Below are 24,199 nucleotides of genomic sequence, written 5' to 3' on the forward strand. Positions count from 1 at the left end.
TATAGTATCTTATGCTATGATCAGGTACAGTGCTATATTTGCGGATGTGGCGGAATTGGTAGACGCGCTAGATTTAGGTTCTAGTGTCTTTGATGTGTGGGTTCGAGTCCCTCCATCCGCATTAACCTTCGGGTCGATGAAGTGTAACCTAATTTGGTGTTGACGACCGACGACCCCAAAGGAAAACTTGTTAATTTCCATTTTTGAGACTCTGGTTCAGAAGATTGGTGTGAGATTTAACGTCCAACAATCTTCCTTTTATTTTTTCAACTGACTTCTTACCCAATTCCGAAACGCTTTTACTAACTCTAGGTAATCTGTCTGGCCAGCTTGTTGTAAAAATATAGCAATTTCTAAGATGGGTAAATTAGGAAAAAACTGACTGGTTGGGGAGGTGATATAAGTGCCATTTTGTAATTGTTGGATAACCAGAGATTCCCCATTATAAACCCAAACCTCTGCCACGCCTAGATCTGCATAAACCTGAAGGCGATTTTGAGAACTGCTGGTGACATCAATTTCTATGACTAAATCCGGTGCAGGGTCTTCATTTAAGTCCAGTCGCTTTTTCCCCCGAACCGCCTCAATATTATCAATGTAAAAGCATTCATCTGGTTCTGCACCACTCAATTTAGGGCGTTTAAAGGTGGTAGAACCAAGGGGATAAATCGGGACTACTGATTCTTCCGCTAGGGTTTCGACAAAGCGACCGATGAGGGTTTTACTAAATTCGTGTTCTGGGGAAGGAGCCATGATTTCTAAATTGCCACGATTGTAGGTCAGCCGCAGACGGCGATCGCTCATTTCTTCTAGCAGCGTTTCGTAGGTTTCCCAGCTAATCCCTGACAGGTGAATTATTTCAGCCGGTGGTGCGAGCAGTGTTACAGTCATAGATTCAAGCAAAAATCCCATGCTTCCATAATAATCAAAGGGTGAGCATTGCCCACCCTTGCTAATTAAGCAGTTGCTACCGGAGAAGCTAACCGTTTAAAGGTCAATCTTTCATCGGCCACATCGACAAAAATCGTGTCTCCCCCTTTGAATTCGCCGCGGAGAATTGCCTTAGCGATCGGAGTTTCCACATATCTTTGTACTGCCCGTTTTAAGGGTCGCGCACCGTACACTGGATCGTAACCAATTTCTGCTAGATAATCGAGGGCAATATCGGCAAGTTTCAGGGCTAATTTTTGTTCCATCAAGCGATCACTGAGATTGGCTACCTGTAGTTTGACAATCGATCGCAGTTGCGCTTTTTGTAAACTATGGAAAATGATCGTTTCATCGATACGATTGAGGAATTCGGGACGGAAACTATTCCGCATTGCTTCCATCACCCGCGCCTGCATTTCCTCGTAACGAGACTCATCACCAGCCACGTCTAAAATGTATTGAGAACCGATATTACTGGTCATAATAATGATGGTATTTTTGAAATCAACCAGATGACCTTGAGAGTCGGTTAAGCGCCCATCGTCAAGGATTTGTAACATAACGTTAAAAACGTCGGGATGGGCTTTTTCAATCTCATCAAAGAGGATGACAGAGTAGGGACGACGCCGGATTGCCTCGGTTAGTTGTCCCCCTTCATCGTAGCCGACGTATCCCGGAGGCGCACCCATGAGACGGGAAACGCTGTGTTTTTCCATGTATTCCGACATATCGATGCGAACTAGAGCCTCTTCCGTGTCAAAGAGATTGCGTGCTAAAGCTTTCGCCAATTCTGTCTTACCAACACCCGTCGGACCGAGGAAAATAAAGCTGGCCGTGGGACGGTTGGGATCTGATAAACCAGCGCGGGAACGTTGAATCGCTTCGGCTACGGCTGTGACCGCTTCTTCTTGACCGATGACACTTTCGTGTAATTCCTCTTCCAGATTGAGGAGTTTTTCTTTTTCCGATTCGATTAATTTATTGAGAGGAATTCCCGTCCATTTCGAGATAATTTCGGCGATATCCGATTCGAGAACTTCTTCCCTTAATAAACTTTTACCGGTAGTTTGTTTGTCAGCCAATTGGGTTTCTAGGGCGGACATTTGCCGCTGCAGATCGGTTAATTTTCCGAACTTTAATTCGGCGGCGCGATTATAATCATAATCTCGTTCGGCCTGTTGGATTTCTAGATTAACTTGTTCGATCGCTTCTTTAACCCCACGAACTTTATCGATAATCTCTTTTTCTCCTTGCCATTGGGCATTTAATCCCGATTGTTCTTCCTTGAGGTTAGCCAGTTCTTTTTCTAACTTTTCTAACCGTTCTCGCGAAGCTGGATCGTATTCCCGTTGTAGGGAAAGTCTTTCCATTTCTAGCTGGAGAATTTTGCGATCAATTTCATCGAGTTCTTCCGGTTTAGAGGTGATTTCCATCTTCAATTTGGCTGCCGCTTCATCAACTAAATCAATGGCCTTATCGGGCAAAAAGCGATCGCTAATATAACGATTAGAAAGCAGTGCCGCCGCTACTAAAGCATTATCGGCAATTTTTACCCCATGATGCACCTCATAACGTTCTTTAAGACCGCGAAGAATCGAAATAGTATCAACCACATTTGGTTCATCTACTAAAACCTCTTGGAAGCGTCTTTCTAACGCCGCATCTTTTTCGATATATTTGCGGTATTCATCGAGGGTAGTGGCTCCGATACAACGCAATTCACCCCGGGCTAACATTGGTTTTAATAAATTGCCCGCATCCATTGCCCCTTGAGTGGCTCCCGCACCGACAACGGTATGAATTTCATCAATAAACATGATGATATTGCCTTGGGAATCGGTGACTTCTTTGAGGACAGCTTTTAATCTTTCCTCAAATTCTCCGCGATATTTTGCTCCCGCAATTAAGCCACCTAAATCGAGAGAAATAAGAGTCCGATCTAACAGAGATTCTGGCACATCACGGTTAATAATCCGCTGGGCTAATCCTTCGACAATGGCCGTTTTTCCTACTCCCGGTTCCCCGATTAAAACCGGGTTATTTTTAGTCCGACGCGAGAGAATCTGAATCGTGCGACGGATTTCGTCATCCCGTCCAATTACGGGGTCTAATTTACCTTCCCGTGCCAATTGGGTGAGATCTCGCCCGTATTTTTCTAGTGCTTCATATTTGCCTTCTGGATTCTGATCGGTCACTTTTTGACTACCTCTGACTTGTTGAATAATTTCTTTGAGTTTGTTTTCGGTAAGTCCGAATTCTTGAAAAATATTTTTACCGAAGCGATCATCTTTAGCGTAACCTAAAATCAAATGCTCGATCGAGATAAAGTCATCTCCAAATTCTCGGCGATAATTTTCCGCTCGATCGAGTAAACTATCTAAACTACGACCTAAATAAATCGAGTCGCCGGGGTTAGAGATTTTCGGTTGACGACGGATAAAGTCATCGGTTCGATCCCGCAAACGGGCTAGACTAATATTAGCTTTACTAAAGACACTGCCCGCTAATCCCTCCTGTTCAAGAAGGACTTTCATTAGATGTTCGCTTTCGATTTGTTGCTGGCTGTTCTGTTTGGCAATGTCCGGCGTTTTGACGATTGCCTCCCAAGCTTTTTCTGTAAATTGTTGTGGATTGGTTGGCTGCATTTTCTATAAGAGATTACTTTTATACCCTAGAGACTATTCTAGATTGACCGGTTTGTTGGCTCCTAGGGGCTTACCGTACCTAGTTCAGGGGGATTTCCCCTCAATGGTGCGATTTAAGTGGCTAAAGTTTCAAGTTTATAAGCTGTCAGGGATTTAAACTGCGTCTTGGAAATTTTAGTACAAATGTTCAAACTCTCAACCAAGCTAAAATCTTAATTATTAAAGATGTTCACTGATGACTGATTACTGATGACTGTTTACAAGGGCCGAATCTAAAACCTAAGTAGGGAGGCACAATTATTTGTAGGATGGGTTAGCGGTAGCGTAACATAATCGGGCGTTGGGTTTCATGCTTCAACCCAACCTACGTTCTGATGACTGTTTACTAATTACTGTTTACTGATAACTGATAACTGATTACTGATTACTGATTAACGCTCACCCTAAAATACTATCTAAGCGATTAAAGATTTAACTTTACTAATGATACCAACTGGGTCGATACCTTGGTGGGGAAATTGTTCCCACAAACCGCCACAACCTTCATGGTGAGTACCGATATAGGCATATTTAGGAGTTAAACCGCGTTCGAGTAACCAAGAACCATAACGGCTACCTAAACCCGTGCGACGGTTAAATGCTTCTACCACTAAAACAAAGGGAGAATTACCAACTTTAGCGATAATTTCTTCATCCACCTCATTGAGGGTCGGTTTATTAATTAAACCCACGTCGATCCCTTCTTGTTTTAGACGTTCCACTGCATCTAAAGCGCGGTATAAACCATCGCCAAAGCTGATGATATAACCGGCAGTGCCTTCCCGAATTACTTCATCTTTTCCGGGGACAAAGGTATAACCATCGCCAAAGAAATTATGGCCGTTAGTATCAAGAATATTGGGAGTTTTAGAACGAGTCGAGAAGATAAAACGTAAACCGGGTTGATGGAAAGTCGCCTCGACACAAGCGGTCATTTGTGCCGCATCGGCCGGGAAATAAAGACGGGTTTCGTAACCGTCATCTAGTCCATTATCGGCAAAGAAATTATTCAAACCAAAGTGACAGGTATTATCTGCCATGTCATCGATACCAGAATGGGAAAAATGACATAAAAGATTAGAATAATTCAAGCGGGCCATGGTGATTTCAGAAATACACATTTCTAGAAAAGCGGCAAAGGTGGCGAAAATTCCCTGTTTACCTTTTTCCATCCCAAAACCAGCGGCCGCCGAAAGATTGCCCCGTTCCATAATACCAGAAGGAATAAACACTTCGGGATGTTTATCGTGGATAATTTTCAGACCGCAGGAACCTTCTAAATCGCTATCTACTACTAATACCTTAGCCTTGCGTTCTTCCTCGCTCATTTTGCCTAAAAGACTGACTACTGCTTCACCGAAAACATTGCGGTTAGAACCCCATTTATCCCCAGAACCGAGGAATTTATAGTCATTAGAAGGCTTCTTAATACTGTTGAGATATTCCACAGCGGCACTGTGTCCTTTTGCCTCTAAATATTTCAAGGCCAAGGGGACAGAAATCACATCATGACCGTGGTTAGAACCTTCTAAACCTTCAATTCCAGGACACATGGGACGTTTATTAATAATCGCAATCGGGCCCGGAGTATTAATTGCTTCACAGATATTGCGATACAAACTATCGATATCTTCCCCATCTCCCACTAACACTTTTAGTCCATGGCCGGTGAGAGTTTTTGCCACATCATAACCGGGTAAATATTTGGAAGGATGACCGGCAATCGTCACATCATTATCATCAATAATCAGCTTAACATTGATGTGTTGAGCTACGGCTAAACGGGCAGCTTCTGCGTCATTGCCTTCCTGTTGAGAACCATCGGAACCTAAACAAAAAACGGTTTTTCCGGGGTTAGCTAAAGCGACACCGTTAACGTAGGGCCACATATGTCCTAAACGGCCAGAACTAAATTTGACGCCGGGGGTTAATCCTAATTCCGGGTGTCCGGGGAGTTTAGAATTAGCCTCGCGGTAGTGCATTAATTGTTCTGGGGGTAAAGAACCTTCTAACGCAGACATGAGATATTGAGTACCGACGCGGTGTCCCGCTTCATCGAAGAAAATTGGTACAAATTGACTAGGTTGACTGCGGAAAAGAGCATCGAGAATCACCACTTCCGGGACGGTATCGTAGGGGCCGCCGGTGTGTCCACCCACACCCCGGGCCGCACCCGTGGCAGTAAAAAAGATGATAGCATCGCGACAGAGTTGAATATTGGCTTTTAGGGCGCTTCTTTGGTCGTCGGTGAGGGTGGGGTTACTGGGGTCGAGACTGATGGGTTTATAGGCGCTCAAATCGATGGGAAAGGTTGTCATCGTAGATTTTCCTTAATGTAGAGAAATAACTATAGTCAGGGAAATCATAGCCTAGAATGTCACCCGATCGATTGATTGAATAATTTCTTATCATAGATGTAGTCCCTAATACAAAAGTTTTACCCCTGCTGGGATAGCGTCCACGGTGCGGGACGGGGGAAATCTTAAAAAAGATACGGGAAAAAAAGCTGTTCTTGAGGGCAATAGTCCAGAATGGCACCTAGTACCAAGTAAAAAGGATAACCTTTGACTCGGTTTTCCTTTTCGGGAGCCGGTCGTCGGTCGTCAATATCAAATTAGCTTATACTTCATCTTTATGAGAAGGGCTGTCAGTTGATATTAATGCAATCTCTAGGCAAAAAATCAGCGCATAATTAACAAAAACTAGATTTAAGGTAAAAACTATGTGTTTAGGCATACCGGGACAAATTACGGCAATTATTGATGAAAACCATCATCTCGCTCTCGTCGATGTGGGGGGTGTAAAAAGAGAAGTAAATATTACTTGCATTGTTGATGAAGACCATCCCGCTAATACCTGTGTAGGGGATTGGGTATTAGTTCATGTGGGTTTTGCTATGAATCGAATCGATGAAGATGAGGCGCAAGAAACCTTAAATTTATTAACACAATTAGCTGAATTAGAGGCAGAATTTAATCATAATTAATGTTCTTAAAGTAGTCACCCATAAATTAATGCTGTTGTCTATCTCTAAGAAATGTAAATTATGGCAATTATTACTGACTACCGACAGCTAAAAATGATAATTAAAGGAGATAAACTATGAAATACGTTGATGAATTTCGTGATCCAGTTAAAGCGGCAGGATTAATTCAACAAATTGAACAATTATCGATAAGAATCTCTGAAAAGCGGGAAAAAGTTACTAAAATTATGGAGGTTTGTGGAGGTCATACCCACTCAATTTTTAGATATGGTATCGAGGCAATACTTCCAGAAACTATCGAATTAATTCATGGTCCTGGATGTCCCGTTTGTGTGATGCCGCGAGGTCGTTTAGATGATGCCATTTTTCTCGCACAAAAACCGAACGTAATTCTGACAACTTTTGGCGATACTATGCGTGTCCCGGGTTCCCATTTGAGTCTGCTACAAGCACGAGCAAAAGGTGATGATATTCGCATGGTTTATTCTCCTCGCGATGCCTTAAAAATTGCCAGAGAAAATCTCGATAAAGAAGTAATATTTTTAGCATTAGGGTTTGAAACAACTGTTCCTAGCACCGCTTTAACTGTTTTAGAAGCGCAAAGAGATGGTGTCACTAATTTTAGTTTATTTTCCAATCATGTGGTGATTATTCCTGCTCTGAAAGCTTTGTTAGATAACCCAGATTTACAGTTAGACGGTTTTGTTGGTCCCGGTCATGTCAGCATGGTAATTGGTACAGAACCCTATCAAGTTATTGCCCAAGAATATCATAAACCTGTGGTAGTTTCTGGGTTTGAACCTTTGGATATTCTCCAATCAATTTGGATGGTATTAAAACAATTAGATGAGCAGAGATGTGAGATCGAAAATCAGTATGATCGAGTAGTACAAAATCAAGGAAATAGAGTCGCTTTATCGGCAATCAAGCAAGTTTTTGAACTGCGGGATCAGTTTGAATGGCGAGGTTTAGGGGAAATTGCTCAAGGAGGGTTAAAACTGCGAGATGAGTACAGTAATTTTGATGCGGAGAAAAAATTTACCCTACCCAATCAGCGTGTTAAAGATCACAAAGCTTGTCAGTGTGGCGAAATTCTTAAAGGTGTTTTAAAACCCTGGGAATGTAAAGTATTTGGTACTGCTTGTACTCCCGAACATCCCATCGGTACTTGTATGGTTTCTAGTGAAGGTGCTTGTGCCGCTTATTATAAGTATGGCAGACATCGGTAAATTTTTTTTACTGATTAGTTTCCTTTCCCGCGAGGAAACGCTAGAATTTTCAGAGAAAAAATTAACAATCTCTCGGTAATAAAAAAGATGAAAATCAAAAATAATCTGGGTTTATTTGGCTTAACCACCTCTCTACTGCTAGTTATCGCTTCGGAAATCGTTCTTGCTTCCCAAGAACAAACCCTAGAACTGCCACCAAGTCAACCCCCCAGCGCCGATTTTTTCAAACCCGTCACCAATCTAATTAAAGATTTAAACCATCAGGGAGTAACTATCACCGATCCCAATGATCCCATGGCGGTGCGCTACCGAGTCAATTCCCCCTGTCGCGGTTGTTCGGTTTATCTAGGCACGGGAGTTGCCAATCCTCGCACCCAGACTAATAATAATGGCATGGGAATCAATTTTGGTCTTGGTTTCACCATGCCTTTTTCACCCTAAATACCGATGACATATTTACGCCATTCGTGATTGTGATTCCCCCTGGTGTGCTTTAATAGCTCAAAGTGGAGACTGCTGTAGGGACGACGCGGCTGGGCGCGCAGGGACATATTGGCCTCTTTTGGTGTACGATTGCCCTTATGCACATTACAACGCACACAAGCTGCCACTAAATTCTCCCAAGTGTCACCCCCTCCGCGAGAACGGGGAATCACATGATCGATGGTTAATTGTTCACCTCGGTAGAGACAGTATTGACAGGTGTGATGATCTCGTTCAAGAATATTACGACGGGTTAAAGGAATTTCCTTGTAGGGAACACGGACGTATTGCCTAAGACGGATAACGGAAGGTAGGGGTAAGTCACGACAAACCACTTTTCCGTTATGTTCTAGGGATTCAGCTTTTCCTTTCAACAATAAAACGATCGCGCGCCGCCAACTGGTAATATTTAGCGGTTCGTAGGAGGCATTCAACACGAGAACCTTGCTCATAGGTGTCTGGAGATCGCTTGAATTTACCCCGAATGGTAACACAGATCCCTGGGATTGGAACCTATTACACTAAATCGGTTGAGTATAGATCTGGTAGGGTGCGTGTTTGTGGCGATTATCTCTGATAAAAACCTAAATTAACAATCCGCACCCCACGCACCAACTTGATTATTAAATTGGTGCGTTACGCTGCGCTAACGCACCCTACGATTTATGTTTTTGTTTGTGGCGATTATCTCTGATAAAAACCAAAATCGGTTGAGTATAGGCTGCATATCAGGACAGCCGAACGGCAAGAGGCACTCATGCAAAAGGGGAAATAAATAATCAGTTTTTAATAACCGGATTTAGTATGAACTCTCAAAAATTAATTATGCAAGAACTCTAATCATATTATTGAAAACGGATTTAATATAATTAGCAAAACTAATATATATATATATATATATATATGCAAATAATTTATATGTAATTGACAGTAAAAAGAAACGCTCTTAGGATGCTAACAAAGATTAATTTAATGAATCAAGCTAGACATCCAAGCAGAAGGCATAAGTGGATTTTCCAACACTTCCCCCAATACTTCTAGAAGATAGCTCAAGTCTTTTGGGAGTCGATCGGACCTTGATGGCGACAGCACCATCTATGCTGGCTCCGACAACGCCAGAGGTGGTTCCTCAAGTCACGCCTCTCACCCTATCTTCCCCTAGCAATTTTCTTGCTCCCGTGAGCGCGGCGGTGAGTGATAACTTAGCTAATCAAGGTGATTCTCTGCTATCAGTCCCGTTATTAGTTAATCAAGAGGCTGCTAATTTCTCCTTTTCAGATCAAGATACTTCTTGGCTAGGGACTCCTCAAATCACTCAGCTAGATGATTTAGGCGAGGTTTTAGTTGTTCCGGGCAATCCCTCAGAAAGGGTGAATATGGTTGTCCAGTGGACATTGCGAGAAGCCGATTTTAATAATGAAGTGGGATTCTTTCTGGTGGATCCTTTAGGTGGGGTAGAAGGTATCGCTCCTGGTGAAAAAGGATTCGCCGAAGCGGCTTTAAGCAGTTCCAGCCGGCAAACTCTCTTCAATTCGGGTAATCAAGCGGGAAATTGGCGGGAATTTACCGTTGCGGGGGGTAGTCGTCTAGGGTTTTATGTGATTCAGAATAATACCAGCGCTAATTGGTTAGAAAATAATCGACAAAATCAAGGTCAATCGGGGTTAGCTTTTTTCTCCCTTAAAGGAGCTAATCCTGATAATTTTGATCATTCCCAAAGTAGTCATCTTGGCCGCGGAATCTGGCGACTTAATTGGGAAGATTTGACGGGTGGGGGAGATCAAGATTTTAACGACGTGGTTTTTAATATTGCTCAAGCAGGAATTGTCTTACCCGGAGACAAAGAACAGCAGGTTCCCCTAACAGTTGAGGCTGTTAGTCAGGATAATACTTTTCAAAATGAGATGGGTTATTACTTGGTTGATACCCCGGATGGCGAGATTAATGGGATTAAACCAGGGGATCAGGGTTATTTAGAGGCGGCTTTGTCAGGCGATCGCCACCAGGTAATTTTTGCCTCTGGGAAAGCGTTTGATAGTAAAACTTTTAACGTCCCTTCTGGGAAATATCTGGGATGGTATCTAGTTGCTAATGGGACGACAGAGCAGGCGATCGCCAAGGAAGAAAATGCCCCGCCGGTTTTCTTTTCCTTTGCGGCGGCGAATGAAGATGGTTTGAATCATGTCCATGCTCAACAGGATAGTCAGACTTGGGCCTGGGAAGATTTTTGGGGCGGCGGCGATCGCGATTTTAATGATTTAGTATTTCGGTTCAGTTTTGGGGAACCAATTGGAGAACCGATTCAATTACCGTCCTTGAGTATTGAAAATACCACAGTGACGGAGGGGGACACAGGAACTCAATCTGCTAATTTTACAGTTCGTTTATCAGCGCCTACAAATACAACAGTTACGGCTCAATTTACGACGAAGGATGGAACCGCGCAGGTGGGGACAGATTATGAATCTTCGACGGGGATTTTGACGTTTGCACCGGGAGAAGTGGAGAAAAAGATTACAGTTGATGTGAAGGGCGATACGATTAGCGAGCCTACGGAAATCTTCACCGTCAATTTAACAGGAGTGACCAATGCTATCCTGATTCAAGGTGAGGGAATTGGTACGATTCTGGATAATGATAATCCGGTGAATCCACCTGATAATAGTCCTCCTGTCACCGATGCCGATAAAACTATTACTTTACCAGAAGATAGTCAACCTATCCCCTTAAATATTAATCCACCTACAGATATTGATGGGGATACTTTAACTGTTACTATCACTCAATTACCAGATAATAGCAAAGGAAAAATAACTTTAGCTGATGGTACAGTTATTAATGTGGGTGATGAGATTTCAATTAATTCTCTAACTTCTTTGCTTTACACCCCTCTAGCAGATGTTAATGGTAATGGGGGCAATTTTGTTTATACTGTGAGTGATGGTAAAGGAGGGAGTGATAGTCAAACAATTAGTTTTGTCATTACCCCTGAGAATACTTCTGGTAATAACTCTCCTGTCACCGATGCCGATAAAACTATTACTTTACCAGAAGATAGTAAACCTATCCCCTTAAATATTAATCCACCTACAGATATTGATGGGGATACTTTAACGGTTTCTATCACTCAATTACCTGATAATACTAAAGGAAAAATCACTTTAGCTGATGGTACAGTTATTAATGTGGGTGATGAGATTTCAATTAAGTCTCTGACTTCTTTGCTATACACACCCCTAGCAGATGTTAATGGTAATGGGGGCAATTTTGTTTATACTGTGACTGATGGTAAAGGAGGGAATGATAGTCAAACCATTAGTTTTGTTCTTATTGCAGTCAGCGACAATAGTATTCTTCTGAGAGAAGATAACATTTTTAGCAAGCAATACCAGCAAACTATTAGTGTTCCTGTTGATTCTTCCTTCCTCAGTTTTACCTATAACGATCTGAACTTTGATACTACTGATCCTGACAGTATTAATGATGCTTTTGAAGTCGCTTTAGTCGATGCTCAAGGCAATTCTTTAATCCATACAATTCAACCTAATCGAGATGCTTTCTTTAATATTACAGAAAACCAACCCTCCGCAGTTGCTTCTGGAGTAAGTATTGCGGGAATGACGGTTAAGGTGAATTTAACGGGAGTGACACCAGGTGATGCTACTTTAATCTTTCGGTTAGTTAATAATGATAGTGACACGCAAACTTCAGTGCGTATTAGGGATATTCAACTGTTAGCAGGAGATGGAACAACTGCACCTCCTGTCACCCCGAACCTTAAAGCTGCTGCCATTAATCAAATTATCGATTTTAGTCAATTATCAGATATAAGTAGCAGCCTAAATGCCGAATATTTACGGACTTCTTTTAACGAAGATAGTAAAACCCTATACGCAGATTTTGTGATGCGGAATCAGGGAGAATATGTCGTTGATTCTCCTTTAGTTGTGGCGATTAAATCGATTAGTGATCCTACTGTTCAGGTGGTGGGAGCAAATGGCATAACTCCCGAAGGATTACCTTACTATAATCTGAGCAATTTAGTAACCAGTAATACCTTAGATCCCAATGAAATTACCCAAAGTAAAACTCTGGCTTTCTTGAATCCGCAAGAGGTTCAATTTACATACAAATTAGTCTTTTTAGGAAAGTTAAATACAGAACCAAATTTTATCAGCGATCCTGATATTGAAGCGTTAATTAATAAACCTTATATCTATGATGCTGATGCTACAGATTTAGAGGGAGACACCCTAACTTATTCTCTCTTAACTGCACCTAACGGGATGACTATTGAGAGTGATACTGGCAAAATTAGCTGGACTCCTGGGACAAATACTGTTGGTAATTACAGTATTTCTGTACAAGTAAACGATGGTAGAGGAGGGATAGATCAACAAGATTATACCCTTTCTGTGATTGCGCCACCTCCAAATCGTCCCCCGATTATTACTTCGATTCCTATTGTTGATGCGAGAGTCAAACAAGAATACCAGTATCAAGCGATCGCTACCGATCCTGATAGTGATACATTAACCTATAGTTTGGTAAATGCTCCCAATGGTATGACTATCGATGCGAATACGGGTTTAATCCGTTGGACAGCAACAGCCAATCAAACAGGATTACAGGAAGTTGAATTAGAAGTTAATGATGAAAAAGGAGGAGTTGCTGAACAGAAATATCAAATTTTAGTTCAACAAGAAGCCAGAAATACGCCACCTGTTATTATTACTGATCCAGTAACTAAAGTTTATCCTATTTCTAGCAGTGGTAATCCGCAGTTATTTGATTTATCGAAATGGACGAGTGTTCAATATGATTTAACCGTTCAAGATCCCGATGCTAGTTGGCAGATTCAACCTGGAAATACAGTCGTTGAACAAAAAATTAACGCTGATGCTTCTATTTTATTAAGTAATGTTGATGTAACTAATAACAGAATTGAGGGAACCTGGAGAGTTGGAACGAGTGATGATGATGACTATATCGGCTTTGTTTTTGGCTATCAAGATCCTCAACACTTCTATGTATTTGATTGGAAACAAGCTGATCAAAATGAGTCCTCGTTAGGTTTTGCTGAACGGGGAATGAGTATTAAAGTTGTTGATGCCAATTCTTCCTTAACAGGAACCGATTTATGGCCGACGAATGGCAATGGACAGCGAGTTAAGCAACTATTTCACAATACCGTTGCTTGGAAGGATTTAACAGACTATAAATTTACGATTGATTTCGTACCGGGTCAATTTACGATTACAGTTAAAGAAGGAAATACGATTATAGATTCTGTCACCATTAACGATAATACTTACACTTCGGGTAAATTTGGCTTTTATAATTATTCTCAGTCTAATGTTCTCTATAGTGGTTTTAGTCAACAAGCTTTACAAGCTTATAATTATCTTTATGATGTTAATGCCATCGATCCAGATCAAGACAAATTAACTTACTCCTTAATTGACAAACCAACCGGAATGGTGATCAATCCTGATAGTGGACTGATTACTTGGGCTACTTTTTCTCAATCTAATCCGATCAATGTTGAAGTAAAAGTTGAAGATGGTCGAGGAGGATTCGATACCCAAAGTTTTATTATTGAATTAGCCGATAGAAATATTGATTTAACTTTAGCTGATATTCATACAGAAGATCTAGTGATAGATGGGCAACTTTTAACCGTATCGGGACAAGTATCTGCTCAAATCAAGAATCAAGGGTTAAATAATTTAAGCGATCTATTTAAAGTCGTTTTCTTTGAAGATAGAAACATTAATCAAGTTTATGATGTAGGAATTGATACTGTTTTAGGAGAAGCTAAAGTTAACACGCCACTACAAGCGGGTCAAAGTACAACTGTCACCACGAATTTGTCAGGTTTCTTGAGCTTTATCAATAGTCCGATTTGGGGATTTGTCGATGCTGATAAGGTGATTACTGAAACGAATGAAAACAATAATTTAGCTTTCAGCAGCCAAGATTGTCTTGTTCAACCCTCTGGACAATTTAACCCGGTTGTTGAGTGGAATAAAAATACTTTCTCTGTTTTACCAAGTTCTAATCAGGTAATGATGACTCCCGCAGTCATTGATCTAAACGGTGATAAAATTCCTGATATTGTTTTCAGTACGTTTACGGGTAGTAACTATACAACTGATGGGAAATTGCGTGCAATTAGTGGAGCTAATGGAAGCGAACTCTGGACAGTTACTAATTCTGCTTATGAAGTACGAGGAGCGTCAGGAGTAGCAGTTGGAGATATTGACAATGATGGAAAACCGGAAATTTTAGCGACGGCAGAAAGTGGAGATGCTTTAATTGCTTTTGAGCATGATGGGACGTTTAAATGGCGTAGTCCAGCAATTTGGGGGGGGATTAATTGGGGATCTGCTTCAATTGCTGATCTCAATCAAGACAGTACACCAGAAATAATTATCGGAGCAACGGTACTCGATAATCAAGGTAGAATTATTTGGCAGGGGAACTCAGTGGGAGGATTAGGCCGTGGAGATAATGGTCCCGGTCCTCTTTCGGTTGTAGCTGATCTCGATCTAGATGGCAGTCCAGAAGTAATCGCTGGGAGAAGTGCCTATCGCGCTAATGGTTCATTATATTGGAATGCTTCTATTAGCGATGGTTTCCCAGCTATAGGAAACTTTGATAGCGATCCTAACCCTGAAATTGTAGTTGTTTCTAATGGACAAGTTTTTCTATTAGAACACACCGGCCAAGTGAAATGGGGAGGAATTAGTATTCCCGGAGGCGGACGTGGTGGTGCGCCAACTATTGCTGATGTTGATGGTGATGGTCAACCCGAAATCGGCGTTGCTGGTGCTAATAGATACGTTGTTTTAGAAACAGATGGTTCAATTAAATGGACAAGCGTTACTCAAGATAACAGTTCTAATGTAACGGGTTCATCTGTTTTTGATTTTAATGGTGATGGCAATGCAGAAATTGTGTATGGAGATGAGCTTTATCTAAGAATCTATAATGGTAGCGATGGCAAGACTCTTTATCAATTACCAAAAGGTTCGGGAACAACTTATGAATTACCACTAATTGTTGATGTGGATGCTGATGGGAATGCGGAAATTGTTGCTGTTGCTAATAACTATGCTGTTGGTTCCCAGACCGGAATTTTTGTCATTGGTGATTTAAATGATACTTGGGTTTCTACCCGACAGATTTGGAATCAACATAGTTATCATATTACTAATATCAACGATGATGGCTCAATTCCTATCAAAGAACAAAATAGTTGGCAGACTCACAATACCTATCGCCTTAATCTTCAAACGAACTATAGTCCTCTAGCGGCTCCCGATTTAACCGCTTCTTACCTACGCACAGAAGAAGTTGCAGGTAAGACAACAATAAAAGCAAGAATCGGTAATGGCGGCTCAATTTTTGTGGCTTCTGGAGTTAATGTTGCTTTTTACAAAGGCGATCCGAAAGCAGGAGGAGTGCTTTTAGGGACAACTAAAACAACGAAAAAATTAGAAATTGGTGGCTTTGAGGATGTTAATCTAACGGTAGATGGTACTTCTTTACAAAATATTTGGGTTGTAGCTGATGATGATGGAACAGGAAAGGGTCAGGTTAATGAATGTGATGAGGAAAATAATCGTTATAGTGAAGTTTTTGTTAATGGGAGAGGCGAAATTCGGGGGAATAAATGGGAAGATGTTAATGGGGATGGTGTCTATAATAAAACTGGAAAAATTATTATTGCTCATGATGTAAATACTTTAGCGACTAATAATGTTGGGGAACAAGAACGTCTCTTTGCAGCTAATGTATCTGAGTGGCTTATTGGTAAAAAATCAGGAAGAATTTTAGCAATTGAAGCTAATGCGATTGATGGAGAGCGAGATTATGCACCAACTCTTGAGGATGCCATAATTTCAGCCGGATTTTCTCTAACAGTAACTCAAAATATTAACTTTACGCTAGAGCAACTTCAATCTTTTGATGCTGTATTTGTTGGACAAACTTTTCCTAATATTAACTTTTTAAATAACCAAATTCTCATTCAATATGTGAAATCTGGTGGAAATGTCTACCTTTATGGAGGTGTTGGTGGTGCTGGTGCTTCTGTAGAAGCCTCTGGTTGGTCTGCATTTCTTAATGCCTTTGGCTTTACTTTTGTCAGTGAATACAACGGTATTAGTTCCACAATTATTGACAATTCACATCCGATATTTCAAGGGATTACTAACTTACGAAGTGGCAATGGACAATCAATTATTGATCTCGAACCATCGAATTCTGATAATCAGATTATATTAACCACGAATGGTCAAGGAACTTACGCGAGTTTTTCTACTCCTCCAGACTCAGGACTAGCAGGTGTTACTGTTTATCTTGACTTAAATAATAACGGTTTACTCGATCCTAATGAACCAACTCAGCTAACTGCTGCCGACAATCCCAATACTCTAGAAATAGATGAAACTGGACAATACAGACTTACGAATTTAACACCAGGTAATTATATTGTGCGGGAAGTTGTACCAGAGGGTTATAAACAGACTTCCCCAAATAATCCTAGCTTCCATACTGTCACTCTAACATCAGGTCAAATTGTCGAAAAAATTAACTTTGGCAATACAAAAACCAACGAAATTAAACCTAATCAATCCCCATCTTTTGTCTCTACAGCCCCCACAACCGCTCAAATTGATCAACTTTTGCGCTACGATGCTAAAGCAACAGATCCCGATAGCGATCCTCTAACCTTCGATCTTCCCCTCAAACCCGAAGGCATGGCAGTTGAAGCAACCACAGGCATTTTAGTCTGGAAGCCTACCCTTGCTCAAATCGGTATTCATGATGTAACTTTGCGAGTACAAGATAACAAAGGAGGAGTGAGCCTACAATCTTTCCAAGTTATAGTAAATAATCTCAATAATGCCCCAATTATTACCTCTAACCCTGACTTAGATACAGTAATTAATCTACCCTATCAATACCACATTCAAGCGCAAGATGCAGACGGAGATGCGATCGCTTTCCGTTTAGACACAGCCCCAACAGGTGTTACCCTTGATGCAACTACAGGAATCTTACGCTGGACTCCGATCAATTCTCAAGTCGGACAGCATACTTTCACTCTCATAGCTAGTGATGGCAAAGGGGGAGAAACTCGTCAAACCTATAATCTCAGTGTACTGGCTTTTGCGCCTAATAATGCCCCAGAAATTACCTCTACACCCCGTAATAGCGTTGCTTTAGGAACATCATACTTCTACACCTTAAATATCTCAGATCCCGATGGCGATCTCCTTACTATTAATCTACAAACTGCCCCCACAGGGATGACATTGAATCAACAAGGATTGATCACTTGGACTCCCGAAGCGAATCAATTGGGTAATCATACCGTAAAAGTTGAAGTAAACGATGGACGGGGTGGATTTGCTGAACAAGAATGGGCGATTGCTGTTGTTAGTCAACGTAGCAACAATCAAGCCCCACAAATTCTCTCTACCCCTTCCCTAAAAGCCAATATTAACCAAGTTTATCAATATAATTTAGTAGGGAATGATCCTGATGGCGACCCGATTTTCTGGTCTTTGGAAACTCGTCCGCAGGGAATGTCTCTTGATGTTACTAAGGGAACAATTCGTTGGCAACCTAAACTAGATCAAATTGGACTTCATGAAGTAGTTATTCAAGCGATAGATACTCAAGGTGCAATCAGCAGCCAACGCTTTACCCTGGCTGTTAATGGGGTTAATCTTCCTCCTAATATTACCTCTGTCCCCCTCACCCGAACAGTTACGAATCAAGCCTATACCTATACTGTTGTTGCCAAAGATCCAGAAAACGGAATTTTAACCTATAACTTAGGTCGTAAACCCAACGGTATGACCATTGATCAGACGGGTAAGATTCAATGGACACCGACTCAAATAGGTAACTATGATATTGATGTTTTAGTAGCCGATAATCAAGGCGCAACTGCTACTCAAACCTATCGGTTAGTAGTGGGAACCCAAGCAATTAATCAAGCACCAAATATCACCTCTACTCCTCTATTTGTGGCGAATGTAGGCAGTGCCTATCAATACCAAATTCAAGCGAGTGATCCAGAGGGACAATCATTAACCTATCAACTGATAGAATCACCCCAAGGAATGACCATTAATCCTAACACCGGCTTAGTACAATGGGACACACCAATTACGGGTAATTATAAAGTAGTAGTTGCCGCTTTTGATTCCCAAGGATTGGGGGTGACACAAGGTTATACTTTAGCCGCTAAAGTCAATAGCCTTCCCGTGATTCGTTCCACGACTCCACCCACAGGGGCAATTCCTGGTGTAGCTTATCGCTATGATATTCAAGCAACTGATCCTGATGGCGGTATTCTCACCTATAGTTTAGATCCGGCTTCTCAAGCTAAAGGTATAATCCTAGACGAAAGCGGACGTTTAAGCTGGACTCCTTCTACCCCTCAAACAGGAATCCATGCTATTACTTTAACCATTACCGATGCAGCAGGAGGCAAGGTTACTCAAAGCTTTAATCTCACCGTCGCACCAGATACTACTGCACCGAAAGTTATTATTAATCGTAATAAGAACTTTACCAATAAAGGGGAAGCAGTTTCTTTCCAAGTGAGTGCAACGGATAATGTCGGTATTGCTAACCTACAATTACTAATTAATAATACTCCCGTCGTAATTGATAGCAATGGAGTCGCTACCTTTACCCCGACAAATCCGGGAGTTATTACCGCTAAAGCTTTCGCCTTTGATGCTGCTGGAAACAAAGCTGAAGCTACCACTACTGTTAATGTTCTCGATCCCACCGATACGGAAGCACCTAGTGTTAGTTTAGACTTATCAGGAATTGCTAACTTTGAAATTACCGCACCCACACCCATTAAAGGCACAGTTAACGATACTAACCTAGCTTATTATGCGCTTGAAGTTGCTCCGGCTGATGGTAGCGCACCTTTCAAAGAAATGTTCCGAGGCACAACTCCAGTTACCAATGGCGTATTAGGAGTATTAGATCCCACCTTGTTGCCTAATGATACCTATCAAGTCCGTCTGGTTGCCTACGATGTCAATGGTAAAGGTAATGGAGTCGCAGAATTATTAGATGTTAGTGGGGATTTAAAGCTAGGGAATTTCCAACTCTCCTTCACTGATTTAGAGATTCCTGTTGGTGGTATTCCCATTACTTTAACCCGTACTTATGACACTTTAAATAGTAATAATAAAGACGATTTTGGCTTTGGTTGGCGCATGGAATTTCGAGATGCCGATGTGCGAACCAGTTTACCCAAAGATGAACTTTATCAAGAATTAGGTTTCCGCAGTGTGGGTTTTAAAGAAGGGGATGCGGTTTATATCACACTACCAGGGGGTAAACGGGAAAGATTTACCTTCAAGTTAGAACCAATGAAAGTAATGGGTATTCCTTTAACAGCACTGATGGGAAACCGTGCCTTATTTATTCCTACATTTGTCGCGGATAAAGGTTCTACCAGTACCTTAAGTGTAGAAACAGCAGGAGTCGTCTTAACTCGAGGACAAAATGGTCAAGTCGTTCCCTTTAGTGGAGGTTCTGCTTTTGCTCATTACCATCCGCAAGATTGGGGTAATTACTATCAATTAACCACCAAAGAAGGCATTGTTTACGACATTGATGCTACCACAGGAGATATTAATAGTATTACCAATCGCAACAGCGATAAACTAACCTTTACTGATGCGGGAATTACCAGCAGTAATGGACTAAAAGTAACCTTTGGCAGAGATACTCAAGGTCGCATCACTACTGTTACTGATCCGATGGGTAAACAGATTAAATATGAATATGATAATAAAGGAGATTTAATTAAAGCTACTGACCGAGAAAATAATACCACTCAGTTTAAGTATAATAATGCTCAACCTCACTACTTAGATGAAATTATCGATCCCTTGGGACGAACTGGAGTCAAGAACGAATATGATCAAAATGGACGCTTAACGAAAGTTTTTAATGGGGAAGGTAAAACTGTCCAGTTAGACTATAATCCAGATAATTCACTCTATACAGTTAAAGATCCTCTTGGTAACGCGACAACCTACGAATATGACCTGCGGGGAAATATTGTTAGTGAAATTAACGCTAATGGTGGCATTATTAAACGCACTTATGATGACAGGAACAATCTTCTCAGTGAAACTAATCCTGAAGGGGAAAAACTCTCCTACACTTATGATAGTAAGGGCAATAAATTAAGCGAAACCGATGCTTTAGGTAATGTCACTCGCTATAATTATAATAGTAACAATGATCTTTTAACGACAACTGATGCGCTAGGAAACGTTGTCACAAACAGTTATGATAGTCGAGGCAATTTACTCTCTATTACTGGATTAAGTAATGGAACTGTCACGCTTAATTACAACAATAATGGATTATTAACTCAGTTAACCACTGCTGAAGGAACAACCAAATATGAATATGATCTCCGAGGGAATATTACCAAAGAAATTAATCCCCTTGGCCAGGAAACGACCTATACTTATGATGGCAATGGTAATCGCCTAACAGAAACTCGCCAAGTAACTACTACTAATGGTATTCGTACCCTCGTTACCAAGACTGAATATGATAGCAAAGGTAATATCATTAAAGTCACCGATGCGGAAGGGCACATTAGCCAAACAATTTATGATGCAGCGGGACAAAAAATCAAAGAGATTGATGCTTTGGGTCGGGTTACTAAGTATGTCTATAGTGAGGGAGGACAACTATTAGAAACAATTTATCCTGATGCAACACCGAATAATGATAGTGATAATCCTCGGACTCGCAAGGAATATGATGCAGCGAATCGAGTAACAGCAGACATTGACGAATTAGGAAGACCTACTCAATACCAATATGATGCGTTAGGACGTTTAATTTATACTATTTATCCTGACTTAACCCCAAATGATAACACCGACAATCCCCGCAAAGAAACCCGTTATGATAAAGCTGGACGTGTTATTGCAGAAGTAGATGAACGGGGTAATATTACTCGTTATACTTATGATGATGCAGGACGAAGAACAGAAACTATTCTTCCTGATAGTACCCCTAATGATGATACAGATAACCCCAGAATACTTGTTACTTACGATGCGTTAGGTCGTCAAATTAGTCAAACCGATCCCTTGGGACGTAAAACCCAATTTGTCTATGATAATTTAGGTCGTCCTACGGGTCAAATCTTCGCTGATAATACCAATATTTCTACTACTTTCGACCAAGCAGGTCGAGTGATTGCCAAAATTGACCAAGAAGGTAACAAAACTAAATATGAGTATAACGCTTTAGGACAATTAACAGCAGTAATTGATGCGCTGAATAATCGCACTGAATACGGCTATAATGAACTGGGGAATCTCATTACTCAAAAAGATGCCAAAGCCAATATTACTAAGTATGAATATGATGGTATAGGTCGCCGAATTGTCACCCAATTGCCCCTAAATCAGCATTCTACCACCCAATATGATGCCGTAGGTAACATCATTAGCACCACTGATTTTAACGGTCAAATTATCACATTTATCTACGACGAACGCAACCGACTAATCAGGAAAGCCTTACCCAATAATGAACAAGTTGTCTATACTTATACCTTAACAGGTCAACGAGCAACAGAAACCGATAGTAATGGGACAATAACCTATCAATATGATAGCCGCGATCGCCTGTTATCTCGCCTCGATCCTGATGGGGTGAAAATTGAATACACTTATGATGCAGCAGGAAACCGCACTTCTGTTAACATTCCTTCTGGTAAAACTAGCTATACTTTTGATGAGCAAAATCGCCTGAAAACAGTCACAGATCCCAATAACGGAGTAACAACTTATACTTATGATTTAGCTGGAAATCTGAGCAAAACAACCCTACCCAATGGAACAATAGAAACCCGTGAATATGATTTGTTAAATCGTCTGCTGTATCTCCAAAACAGTAATAGCAATGGCGTTATTAACAGTTTCCGTTATACCTTAGATAAGGTGGGTAATCGTCTGGCAGTTGTCGAACAAGATGGACGGAAAGTTAACTACGAATATGATGATATTTATCGTCTCTTAGAAGAGGAAGTGATTGATGGAACAACCCGCAGGATTAGCTATACTTATGATCCAGTTAGCAACCGTTTAACCCGCAATGATTCGGTAGAAGGTAATACTACTTATGAGTATGATCGGAATGATCGTTTATTAAAAGAAGTCACCAATGGGGTAACAACTACCTACACTTATGACAATAATGGTAACACCTTATCTAAGACCACTGGAACGGATAAAGTTAACTATCAATGGAATGCGGAAAATCGCTTAATTGGTTTGGATAATAATGGGGATGGTGTTAATGATGTCACTAATAAATATGATAGTGATGGCATCAGAATTAGTCAAAAGGTTAACGGCGATGAAACTCGTTTCTTGGTGGATAAAAATCGCGATTATGCTCAGGTGTTGGAAGAATATACTCCGAGTAAGATTATTAAGGCGAGTTATGTTTATGGACATGATTTGATTTCTCAACTGCGTAATAGTCAGCGTTCTTTCTATCATGTGGATGGATTGGGAAGTACAAGAGCGTTAACGGATATTAATGGTTTGGTGAGCGATCGTTATGCTTATGAAGCGTTTGGGGAGATTATTAAGCAGTTAGGAAATACGAAGAATTTGTATTTGTTTGCAGGGGAACAACGCGATCCGAATTTAGGTTTGGATTATTTACGGGCGAGGTATTTAGATGTTAGTACAGGACAGTTTATAAGTCGAGATAGCTTTGCGGGTATCAAAACTGTTCCAGTGTCGTTGAATAAATATATTTATGGTCATGCCAGCCCTGTTATTAATATCGATCCATCTGGGAACTTTACTATAGTTGGATTAAATCTCGGAGGATTTTTCTCAACAAGTGCTAGTTTTTTAGGAGGCAATCTCGCTCGTATTACAGTTAATAATCTTGCTGGTAAAACTTTCGAGAGATTTGTTATAGCTCAACTGCAAAGACAGTTTGGCAAAGATGCCGTATTTACTGGTGTACGTTTTACTGGACCCGGTGGAATTCGCGTCGCTGATGCTGTTATAAAGTTAGGGGATCGGTTAATAATTATTGAAACAAAAACAAAAATTCCTCTTGGCGGTAGTTCATTGGCTCGTTTAGGGGGTCAAATCAAAACCTTCTCTTTAGGTACGCCTTCTAATCAAGCACTTCGCGGTTTAGCTCAAGAGGTTGTTGTAATTACGGAACAATCTGCGGCGGCGGCGGAAGCTTCATTCGTTGCTATTGAAGCAAAATTGGCCACAGGATCATTGTCAGGAGTTTTACAAGGAAGTTTAGAACTTACTTCAGTTTTACGGACTCTTTTTATAGGGTTATAGATAGATCTTGTAGGGTGCGTTAGGCGGAGACAATCTCTGACAAAAAAAACAAATTAATAATCCGCCGTAACGCACCAACTTCATCATTAAATTGGTGCGTTACGCTATCGCTAACGCACCCTACGATTCTGCGATTCATGTTTCTACATTTTATTACTATCGGCAAAAATTGCTGCGATCGCAGCAGCAGCGACTTGTGGTATTCCTCTGTTCCATTACACTGATTATAGTGGGATGAGAGAAATCGTAGGAACAGGGACGATTTTGGCTTCTGCCCCGTACTACGGAGATGGATTAAGTCATCCAACAGGAGCTTATGCGACGGAGATTCCTCCAGCGATCGCTGATCTTGTAGGGTGCGTTAGGCGGCGATAATCTCTGGCAAAAAAACAAATTAACAATCCGCCGTAACGCACCAACTTCACCATTAAACCGGTGCGTTACGCTTTCGCGCTTCGCACCCTACGATTCATGTTT

At 41.1% G+C, this 24,199-nt stretch carries 10 protein-coding genes and 1 tRNA gene; 7 read left to right on the forward strand and 4 right to left on the reverse strand.

What is annotated here, in order from left to right; genetic code table 11:
• Positions 1-40: 40 nt before the first annotated feature.
• Positions 41-121, forward strand: a tRNA-Leu gene (locus tag O9324_RS14900).
• Positions 122-258: 137 nt separating this feature from the next.
• Here the strand turns inward: O9324_RS14900 and O9324_RS14905 are convergent.
• The 3 genes from O9324_RS14905 to O9324_RS14915 form a co-directional block, all read right to left on the reverse strand.
• A complete protein-coding gene (locus O9324_RS14905; RefSeq protein ID WP_002766938.1) occupies positions 259-891 on the reverse strand; it encodes a Uma2 family endonuclease in 633 nt (210 codons plus the stop codon).
• 65 nt (positions 892-956) lie between these two features.
• Positions 957-3,575 (reverse strand): ATP-dependent chaperone ClpB, encoded by a 2,619-nt coding sequence (clpB, locus tag O9324_RS14910; RefSeq protein ID WP_288140584.1) that lies wholly within the window; start codon positions 3,573-3,575, stop codon positions 957-959.
• A gap of 455 nt (positions 3,576-4,030) precedes the next feature.
• The gene (locus O9324_RS14915) at positions 4,031-5,932 is read right to left on the reverse strand and encodes a thiamine pyrophosphate-binding protein (protein WP_288140585.1); all 1,902 of its coding nucleotides are present in this window, start codon (positions 5,930-5,932) and stop codon (positions 4,031-4,033) included.
• 404 nt (positions 5,933-6,336) lie between these two features.
• On the opposite strand from O9324_RS14915, the gene O9324_RS14920 reads away from it, so the two are divergent.
• From O9324_RS14920 to O9324_RS14930, 3 genes are all read left to right on the forward strand, one after another.
• On the forward strand, positions 6,337-6,600 hold the full coding sequence (locus O9324_RS14920; protein WP_002759304.1) for a HypC/HybG/HupF family hydrogenase formation chaperone: 264 nt from the start codon (positions 6,337-6,339) through the stop codon (positions 6,598-6,600).
• 116 nt (positions 6,601-6,716) lie between these two features.
• Positions 6,717-7,829: a hydrogenase formation protein HypD gene (hypD, locus tag O9324_RS14925; RefSeq protein ID WP_288140586.1), complete on the forward strand. Its 1,113-nt coding sequence runs from the start codon at positions 6,717-6,719 to the stop codon at positions 7,827-7,829.
• Between the two features lie 87 nt (positions 7,830-7,916).
• Positions 7,917-8,270 (forward strand): hypothetical protein, encoded by a 354-nt coding sequence (locus tag O9324_RS14930; RefSeq protein ID WP_288140587.1) that lies wholly within the window; start codon positions 7,917-7,919, stop codon positions 8,268-8,270.
• Here the strand turns inward: O9324_RS14930 and O9324_RS14935 are convergent.
• The gene (locus O9324_RS14935) at positions 8,267-8,764 is read right to left on the reverse strand and encodes an HNH endonuclease (RefSeq protein WP_002785544.1); all 498 of its coding nucleotides are present in this window, start codon (positions 8,762-8,764) and stop codon (positions 8,267-8,269) included. The genes O9324_RS14930 and O9324_RS14935 overlap by 4 nt on opposite strands.
• A 627-nt stretch (positions 8,765-9,391) precedes the next feature.
• Between O9324_RS14935 and O9324_RS14940 the strand changes: the two genes are divergently transcribed.
• The 3 genes from O9324_RS14940 to O9324_RS14950 all read left to right on the forward strand — a co-directional run bounded on the left by O9324_RS14940 (position 9,392) and on the right by O9324_RS14950 (position 24,097).
• Complete coding sequence (locus tag O9324_RS14940; protein WP_288140588.1) at positions 9,392-23,722, forward strand: putative Ig domain-containing protein; 14,331 nt, start codon at positions 9,392-9,394, stop codon at positions 23,720-23,722.
• A 94-nt stretch (positions 23,723-23,816) separates the two neighbouring features.
• Positions 23,817-23,960 carry a hypothetical protein gene (locus O9324_RS14945; protein ID WP_288140589.1) on the forward strand — a complete coding sequence of 48 codons (144 nt, stop codon included), beginning with the start codon at positions 23,817-23,819 and terminating at the stop codon, positions 23,958-23,960.
• On the forward strand, positions 23,957-24,097 hold the full coding sequence (locus O9324_RS14950; RefSeq protein WP_288140590.1) for a hypothetical protein: 141 nt from the start codon (positions 23,957-23,959) through the stop codon (positions 24,095-24,097). Before O9324_RS14945 ends, O9324_RS14950 begins: the two co-directional genes overlap by 4 nt.
• Positions 24,098-24,199: the final 102 nt, after the last annotated feature.

This window comes from Microcystis sp. LE19-84.1B, from assembly GCF_027531875.1.
GTDB lineage: Bacteria > Cyanobacteriota > Cyanobacteriia > Cyanobacteriales > Microcystaceae > Microcystis > Microcystis panniformis.

Coding starts and splice junctions, on each gene's coding strand:
- O9324_RS14905 (WP_002766938.1), bottom strand. CDS start 891: ATGACTGTAACACTGCTCGCACCACCGGCTGAAATAATTCACCTGTCA.
- clpB (WP_288140584.1), bottom strand. CDS start 3,575: ATGCAGCCAACCAATCCACAACAATTTACAGAAAAAGCTTGGGAGGCA.
- O9324_RS14915 (WP_288140585.1), bottom strand. CDS start 5,932: ATGACAACCTTTCCCATCGATTTGAGCGCCTATAAACCCATCAGTCTC.
- O9324_RS14920 (WP_002759304.1), top strand. CDS start 6,337: ATGTGTTTAGGCATACCGGGACAAATTACGGCAATTATTGATGAAAAC.
- hypD (WP_288140586.1), top strand. CDS start 6,717: ATGAAATACGTTGATGAATTTCGTGATCCAGTTAAAGCGGCAGGATTA.
- O9324_RS14930 (WP_288140587.1), top strand. CDS start 7,917: ATGAAAATCAAAAATAATCTGGGTTTATTTGGCTTAACCACCTCTCTA.
- O9324_RS14935 (WP_002785544.1), bottom strand. CDS start 8,764: ATGAGCAAGGTTCTCGTGTTGAATGCCTCCTACGAACCGCTAAATATT.
- O9324_RS14940 (WP_288140588.1), top strand. CDS start 9,392: ATGGCGACAGCACCATCTATGCTGGCTCCGACAACGCCAGAGGTGGTT.
- O9324_RS14950 (WP_288140590.1), top strand. CDS start 23,957: ATGAGAGAAATCGTAGGAACAGGGACGATTTTGGCTTCTGCCCCGTAC.